Source organism: Mesorhizobium sp. M7A.F.Ca.CA.001.10.2.1 (assembly GCF_003998575.1).
Classification (GTDB): Bacteria; Pseudomonadota; Alphaproteobacteria; order Rhizobiales; family Rhizobiaceae; genus Mesorhizobium.
The window spans coordinates 1-6,888 of the sequence record NZ_RZQY01000304.1; the positions used below are offsets into that span (position 1 = coordinate 1).

The window sequence follows — 6,888 nt, forward strand, 5'->3', positions numbered from 1 at the left end:
CCTCACGGCAAACCCGACGGGCCGCCGTGATGAACTCGCCGACACCCTTGTCCCAGAGAAGCCGGGCCACGAGAAGAAAGATGATGGCGCCAGACCCGGTGCGCGCTTCGGGCGAAGGGGCAAAACGCGCGAGGTCGATGCCGGAGCCAGGCAAAAGCGCGGTTCGATCCTTGCGAACCAGGCGTTCGTCGACGAACAGCATCCGGTCATCGTCATTCTGGAAGAAAACCATTTTGGAACGGGCCAATGCCACCCGGTACAAAGCCTTGGCAATCCTGAGCAGCAGACCACCGCGAACGAACGCTGTCCCCAATCCCGAAATGTTGTTGATGACGGGAATGCCGTTCAGATTGGCCGCGATGGAGCCGAACACATTGGGCTTGATCGTGAAGCCGACAAACACCAGCGGTCTCTCGCGCCGCAAGAGACGCCAGTAGCGCCACAGAAGGACCAAATCCCGCGACGGTGACGTGCCGGAATTGTCCATGTCGAGTTCGACATAGCGGCAGCCCATGGCCGCAATCAGCGGAGAATACTCGTCTCTCGGCGCGACGACGACCACGTCATAGCCGCGGCTCCGCAGCGCCTCGATCAGTCCCTTGCGAAAATTGACGACATTCCAGGATGTGTTTATCGAGACGACTATCTTGTTGCGAGCAACGGCCGTCATCGCTGCCCACCCGGATATGACGACGGCGCTCTCAACAGCATATCCGCAAACCGATCCGGCGATCTTTCCGACAAGGTCTTTCCGTACAAGGCCGACCGATCACCGCCTTGAATGATCTTCAGCAGTGCTTCCGCAATTTCCGACGCGCCAAAGCCGGCTGAAATCTCCAGGCCCGACAGCATGTCCAGATCTCCCGCACAGGGGGTGGTGACGATGCCGGGAATCCGGCAAGCCATCATTTCCAGAAGGACGTTGGGAAATCCCTCCGTCGCCGACGTGAGCATGCCGGCACGCGCTGCGCGAAACAGCGGAAACGGGTTGTCTCTCTGGCCGAGCAGATTTAGTCGCGAGGCCAGATCAAGCTTGCCGGCGCGGGCTCTCAACTCCGCTTCCATGGGGCCAGAGCCAACCATGGTCAGCTCATAATCCTCGCCGGTCCTTCGTCTGACTTCGGCCAGCACATCAACCGCGATCGTCGGACGCTTCACATCAATCAGCCGGCCGCACCAGACTATCTGCGGACGGCGGGAAAGTATCTCGGCGTCGTGCCCGGACAATGCTTCCATGGACATTTTGACGATGAGATCTTCGTCGACCGGGTTGGGCAAAGTACACAGCTTGGCGATTGCTCGCCGGGGCAATACGTCACGCAGGCGTTCATTCATATAGCTCGTTTGCGCGACTATCATGTCCTGGCTGCCATAGGCAGCATAGAGCGCCTTGTAAGCGAGCGCGCGAGGACCCTTGAAGCGATCCAGAAGTACCGTGGACTCGCGGGCGACCAGCCTATGGCTGCGGAGAAGTCCAACGCTTCGGGCGGCAGCCAGAAACGAGTTTACCCGTGCGTGGCTCGAGAACACCAAATCGTACCGACGCCGGATCAGCCGCGGGGCGAGCAAAAACTCGCTCATGGCCTTGCCGCCGCCAAAGCCGTAGCTGCACCGAATTCCGTCCTGGTGTGATCCAGCGGCCTCGCCCGCCGCCTGGCTACCCAAGAAGCCGATTTCGACGTCCCAGTCGGGTCGCCTCGCGAGTGCGCGCGCAACAAGTTTCAGGACGGTTTCGGCACCGCCTCTTCTGTCGAGCGGAATGGCGATCAGCGCGAGCTTCCTTTTCATGGCCGCGGGAACTCACTGTTTTCGCCGAAAGACATAGGCGTAGGTTTCAGCGGCATCCTTGCGGAGGAACAGGGCGGAAACGCCTAACCAGATGCGCCAGGCAAGAAAGGCCGGCACGAAAAAATAGAAGTAGGAGCTTTTCCAGAACAGACGGCGCTCGATAAGTTCCAGGTCGTTCCGTTTTGCGATTGTTTCGACGTCACTGGGCAAGCACTTGTCGTAGAAGGCCGGAAACCCGTCATGACCCATGCCCTTTTCAGGATAGATCGCAAAAAGCAGCCGTCGCTTCATCCCCTCCGGCAGGACCCGATTCAATCTGGCAAAAACGGCGTTGCGCGAGGGCGAGAAAATGGCAACCATGCCTCCCGGTTTCACGCAACTGGCAATGCCGCGCAGGGCGCCCTCGCCATCACGGACGTGCTCGAGCGTTGCCTGGCAAATGACGACGTCGGCATCGCCCCTCCCCCTAAACGAGGTAAGGTCCGCTTCAATCTCCTCGTCGTATATTCCGCGTGGCGCTTTCGACAACTCTTCCGCGTCGAGGTCGAGCCCAACGACAAAAAGCCCCAGGCGCCGCTTCTCCGAAAGACTGACGAACGGCCTGGCACCCCCGCCAAGATCGTAAACCCGTGCGTTTGAGGTAAGTAAGGGAGGTGCTATCTCCGTCGCAAAGGTCCGGTTGCCGTCGATGCGAAGGCGCCGCGGCAGAGCACTGTCCAGGAACTCGGAAATGGCCACATTCGTGCGAACAAACTTTCGCCATATCGACACTGCTTCACCACCGGTTTCGTTTGGCGATCTGCGCCCACTCGGATTTGACATCCGCGCTATATCCTGTGGAAGACGTAGAGCCGCGTATGATGCGAAAATGGGCCGAGCAACCGGTCCACAGCAGCACGCAAGCCTCTCAGGATTCCATTCTTGCTGTCGTACCAGGCCTGCATCGGCTTGGAGAAAAATGTCTCGTCCTTCAGCCCCTTGAAGCCTCCCCTCGGCTGTGATTCCAGAAGCTTGAAGCCGTGCTGTTCGAAACTGGAAACAATCGAAGACGGCTCAAGAACGAACTGGTAAAATCCGGCCTGTTCACCTGGAAACCTGGGATAGAGACCCATTCTGATCTTCAGCCGTCGGAGAGGAGAAATGCTCGGCACTGTCACGAAGGCAACTCCTCCTGACCGGATGATGCGCTTCATCTCCAATGCGATCTCATCGTAACCGTCGAAGAAGTGCTCGATCACCCCCAGAGACCACACCCCATCGAAGAATTCGTCCGCGAAGCCCGTTGCTCGAACATCCCCCACGGTCACTTGCAAATGGGGCGCGGCACGATTCACCATCCCCACGGTCTTCTGCGCGAAGTCGATCCCGTAGGCGGAAAAGCCTGCCTGGTCGAGGCCATGGACCGTATTGGCCAAGCCACATCCAGCGTCCAGGATCTTGGCCGATCCGGTCAGGTATCGCTTGGTGGTTTCAACGACAAAGCGATCCGGCCTCAAGACAATCCCTTCGGCCCAGTGAGAATCCCAATAGTCGTCATCAGCCACCGTGCCGACATGGACGATGCGCCTGTTTTTCTCGTCGTAGAATGCTTTCTTCTCATTCATTTCTGGCATCCGGACCGACCATCAAAACGGTGCGCTGTTTCGCACCAGGCCCTTGATCTGCAATCACATTCCTCAATGCGAAAAAGGAACAGCCAGCGGCAACGACATATCCGAACAAAAATGCCATTTCACTGCCAAGAGGCACCCGCCACCAAAGGCCCAATGCCGCCAGACAACAGCAAGCCAACGCCCCTATCGCGTAGGAATAGGTCAACGTCATCGCTTTGCTCGACCGAAGCGCAAACGGATCGATGATCACTTTTTTCGTCCTGTTGACCAGAACAGCACAAGAAACGATCCCGAACACCACAGGATCAAAAGACTTCCCCAGCCATCCGGATGCATGGCCCGAGAAAAACAGGCCAACTATTCCGGCCGCGGCCACGGTCGCAAAAATGAGTGCGATGGCCGCTCCCTCGAACAGTCCGCGCCGAAACTGCCTGACGTTTCCATTTGCGGCACTGAGAAACGCCCTTGGCACAAATACGAAGCTGGCCGCATTCATGAAGAAGCCGACGGACCGTTGTGAAAGATCGACGCAAAACGAGAAGACACCGAGATGGGTCTCGGAGCCAAGCAACAAAACAATGTATCGAATGCCGACAAACACGCCGCTCTCGGCCAGATTGCTCAACACAAATCCCCAGCCTGTGACCAGAGACCCGGCAAGATAGGAAAAGCCAGGCCGTCTCAGATTCATAGGTCCCAGGAAGGCAAATGAAATCAGCGCTCCGACGAAATAGCTGAGCGAAAAGGCTGCAAGAGCCGAGCCTACTTTCGCATCGCCGACAAGCAGGATTATGGCTCCTGCCTGGTATGCGACGGCCTGGCAAATCGCCGACCAACCGTACGCCCACAAACGCAGTTGTGACCTCAAAATCTCTTGAAGTGCGGTGTGCAAGCCGAAAGAAACGATGATGGTCGCGGCAACGGCATTGCCAAATCCCAGCCACGTCAGTGCCAGTCCAGCCAGGACGACAAACAACGCCACAACTGCGAGCACGGTCAAAATGGACGATACGTACTCTCTACCCATTCCCGCGGCATGCATTTTTGCGGAAATCGGCATTATCGAATAGGTCGCGACTCCAAAAACAAGTGTCGAAATAAATGAAACTGTCGCAATCGTCGTGCTGAAAATACCGTACTGTCCAGTCTCCAGATGGCTGCCGATGTACAGCAACGTCGCTATGTTCAGAAGACCAGGAACAATTCGTATTACGATGGCTTCCACCAACTTCCACAAGCTGGCTTCTTTCATGAAGTCACCCGCACGAATGACCTCTTGAGCAAGAACGGGAAACTCAAGACACCAAAGCTCAAACAGGCAAGAACCGCCTTGCCCAGGAACCGAACCGACCGATATCGTCCTAGCCAGAACGCCTTGATGTAGTTCAAGTTCAGCAACAACATCGGGTATGCATTTTGTCGCTGAAGAAGCCGAATCCTTGCCGTCATCCCCTCCGGCAAATATCGTTTTCGTCCAATCTCGACATTGACACAGATAACGTCGTATTCGATCGCCAATCTGGACCAGAGAAGAGATGTTGGAACGCGGCGGAACCGCCCCGCTGGGGGCACGGCAACCCGTTTAAGCAAAGGAGTTTTGATGACCTCCTTCTTGTCGCCGACCACCCGTTCGTCGGCCCGCATCTTTATCAGGTTTGTCCGTTCCGACGGAAACGGCTCTGCTGCGGTCTCTGGGTGGCCAAGAGCCATCGAGAACACAAAACCCGCAATCTTCTGATCGACACCTCTCTGCGAGAGGTGCTCACAGACCTCCGGCAAGCGATCGGTGAAGAGATCGTCGTCATCATCGAAGACCATGCAATAGTCGCCAGTGGCGGAAGCAATCGCCGAAAACATCGCACGGCCTCTGCCGTCATTCGGGCCGGTGGTGACCACCAAACTGGCATCGCGAGACGCGATTTCCGCAAGCGCTTCGTTCGTTCCGTCGGTCGAACCGTCGACATGGACGCATATCTGCAACGGACAGTCCGTACGCAACAGTTGCTGAACCAGCGCCGCAACGCGATCCCGCCGATTGAACGTGGGGATGCAGACGCTCAGTAGCGCCTGGGACTGCAATGGATTGCAGACTGCCTGTTTGCGAGCCGTATCGATTCCATCTGCTCCTGGTTAAGTGATCATGGAACAGCGCGGATCAGCCGGGAAACGCCGAACCCTATCCCCGCGCAAAATACGCCTTGTACCACTCGACGAACCGCCCGACGCCCTCGGTCACCGTCGTCGCCGGGCGGTAGCCGACCGCCTGCTCCAGCGCCGAGGTGTCGGCGAAGGTATCGGGCACGTCGCCGGGCTGCAGCGGCAAGAGTTCGACGATGGCTTTGCGGCCCAGCGCGTTTTCCAGCGCCTCGACATAGGCGGTCAGCTTCACCGGGTTGTTGTTGCCGATGTTGAAGATGCGCCAGGGGGCGCTGCTTGTGGCCGGATCCGGACGGCTGGAGTCCCAGGCGGCATTGCCCGTGGCCGGGCTGTCGCTGGCGCGGATCACGCCTTCGGCGATGTCATCGACATAGGTGAAGTCGCGCGTGTGGTTGCCGTTGTTGAACAGCTTGATCGGCTCACCGGCAAGGATGTTTTTGGTGAACAGGAACAGCGCCATGTCCGGGCGCCCCCAGGGACCATACACCGTGAAGAAGCGAAGACCGGTCGTCGGCAATCGGAACAGATGGCTGTAGCTGTGCGCCATCAGCTCGTTGGCGCGCTTGGTCGCGGCGTAGAACTGCAGCGGATGGTCGGCCGGACGATGCTCGGAAAACGGCATGTCGGTGTTGGCGCCGTAGACACTCGACGTGCTGGCATAGGTCAGGTGCGCGACGGCGCTGTTGCGGCAGGCCTCCAGCACGTTGGTGTAGGCGATGATGTTGCTTTCGACATAGGCATGCGGGTTTTCCAGGCTGTAGCGAACCCCGGCCTGGGCGGCGAGATGGATCACCCGGTCGAATGCATGGTCGGCAAAGCAGGCGTCGACCACGCTCTTGTCGGCGAGATTGCCGCGGATGAAATGATAGCCGGCATTGGTCTTACGGCTCGCCTCGTTCAGAAGCCGCAGCCTCGCCTCCTTGATCTGCGGATCGTAATAGTCGTTGACGTTGTCGATGCCGACGACCTCGTCACCGCGCTCCAGCAGCCGCTTCGCTACGTGATATCCTATGAAGCCGGCCGCGCCGGTGACCAGAACCTTCATCAGAAACGCCCATCCGTGACATGCCTGGGGAACAGACCCTTGATGTCGTAGATGACGCCCGGGGTCTTGCAAAGCGCCATCAGGCCGTCGACGCCCAACGCGCGGAACTGCCTGTGGCCGACGGCCACGATAACGCCGTCATAACGCATGTCGGGAATGTCCTTCATGCTGGCCACGCCGAAGGCACGCGCGCATTCCTGCGCGTCGACCCAGGGGTCCCATATGTCGATGCCGGCGTTGTATTCCTTCAGTTGGGCAACGATATCGGCGACCTTGGAATTCCTC

General features: G+C 58.2%; 8 protein-coding genes. All 8 read right to left on the reverse strand.

Features of this window, described 5'->3' with window-relative positions; all coding sequences use genetic code 11:
- Window positions 1–670 (reverse strand): glycosyltransferase (locus tag EN964_RS19580; RefSeq protein ID WP_164775884.1); only part of this gene is annotated, 670 nt, incomplete at its 3' end.
- On the reverse strand, window positions 667–1,788 hold the full coding sequence (locus EN964_RS19585; protein WP_127269564.1) for a glycosyltransferase: 1,122 nt from the start codon (window positions 1,786–1,788) through the stop codon (window positions 667–669). The genes EN964_RS19585 and EN964_RS19580, both read right to left, overlap by 4 nt.
- A gap of 12 nt (window positions 1,789–1,800) precedes the next feature.
- Entirely contained in the window at window positions 1,801–2,610 is an 810-nt protein-coding gene (locus EN964_RS19590; protein ID WP_127270449.1) for a bifunctional 2-polyprenyl-6-hydroxyphenol methylase/3-demethylubiquinol 3-O-methyltransferase UbiG, read from the reverse strand.
- 5 nt (window positions 2,611–2,615) lie between these two features.
- Window positions 2,616–3,392 carry a class I SAM-dependent methyltransferase gene (locus EN964_RS19595; RefSeq protein WP_164748853.1) on the reverse strand — a complete coding sequence of 259 codons (777 nt, stop codon included), beginning with the start codon at window positions 3,390–3,392 and terminating at the stop codon, window positions 2,616–2,618.
- Window positions 3,385–4,653 (reverse strand): hypothetical protein, encoded by a 1,269-nt coding sequence (locus EN964_RS19600; RefSeq protein ID WP_127268857.1) that lies wholly within the window; start codon window positions 4,651–4,653, stop codon window positions 3,385–3,387. The genes EN964_RS19595 and EN964_RS19600 overlap by 8 nt, the downstream gene beginning before the upstream one ends.
- Window positions 4,650–5,480 carry a glycosyltransferase gene (locus tag EN964_RS19605; RefSeq protein WP_164748852.1) on the reverse strand — a complete coding sequence of 277 codons (831 nt, stop codon included), beginning with the start codon at window positions 5,478–5,480 and terminating at the stop codon, window positions 4,650–4,652. Before EN964_RS19605 ends, EN964_RS19600 begins: the two co-directional genes overlap by 4 nt.
- 97 nt (window positions 5,481–5,577) lie before the next feature.
- Window positions 5,578–6,603: an NAD-dependent epimerase gene (locus tag EN964_RS19610; RefSeq protein ID WP_127268854.1), complete on the reverse strand. Its 1,026-nt coding sequence runs from the start codon at window positions 6,601–6,603 to the stop codon at window positions 5,578–5,580.
- Window positions 6,603–6,888 (reverse strand): UDP binding domain-containing protein (locus tag EN964_RS19615; RefSeq protein WP_281059560.1); only part of this gene is annotated, 286 nt, incomplete at its 5' end. The genes EN964_RS19610 and EN964_RS19615, both read right to left, overlap by 1 nt.

Bases quoted from the DNA above. Each gene is read 5' to 3' on its own strand.
- EN964_RS19585 (WP_127269564.1), bottom strand. From the start codon at position 1,788: ATGAAAAGGAAGCTCGCGCTGATCGCCATTCCGCTCGACAGAAGAGGC.
- EN964_RS19590 (WP_127270449.1), bottom strand. From the start codon at position 2,610: ATGTCAAATCCGAGTGGGCGCAGATCGCCAAACGAAACCGGTGGTGAA.
- EN964_RS19595 (WP_164748853.1), bottom strand. From the start codon at position 3,392: ATGAATGAGAAGAAAGCATTCTACGACGAGAAAAACAGGCGCATCGTC.
- EN964_RS19600 (WP_127268857.1), bottom strand. From the start codon at position 4,653: ATGAAAGAAGCCAGCTTGTGGAAGTTGGTGGAAGCCATCGTAATACGA.
- EN964_RS19610 (WP_127268854.1), bottom strand. From the start codon at position 6,603: ATGAAGGTTCTGGTCACCGGCGCGGCCGGCTTCATAGGATATCACGTA.